This is a genomic window from Psychrobacter sp. W2-37-MNA-CIBAN-0211, assembly GCF_040309405.1.
Taxonomy (GTDB): Bacteria; Pseudomonadota; Gammaproteobacteria; order Pseudomonadales; family Moraxellaceae; genus Psychrobacter; species Psychrobacter glaciei.
The window spans coordinates 1-244 of record NZ_JBEOOU010000492.1 but is presented as its reverse complement, the minus strand read 5'-3'; the positions used below and the strand labels follow the sequence as shown (position 1 = coordinate 244).

The window sequence follows — 244 nt, the reverse complement described above, 5'->3', positions numbered from 1 at the left end:
ATGCCAAACTCATGGCAAGCGACCAAGTCTCCTGCCCACTGGCACAACCGACACTCCAAATGCGAAACGTCTCATCAATACTGTCATCTGTTAGCGTCAGGCACTGATGCTGCAAGGCACACTCTGTGACAAAATCTATAGAAGGCAAGTGGCGAAAGAAGCGACTTTCGTGAATCAGCACTTTATCCAATAGTTGCTGGCGCAGCGCATCGTTGTTCGGCAATTGACGCCATAGTTGCAGCGC

At 50.4% G+C, this 244-nt stretch carries 1 protein-coding gene; it reads right to left on the bottom strand.

Going from position 1 to position 244, the window contains the following annotated elements:
* Positions 1–244: CheR family methyltransferase (locus AAEY72_RS16015; RefSeq protein WP_352311652.1), on the bottom strand; the 244-nt coding region annotated here is incomplete at both ends.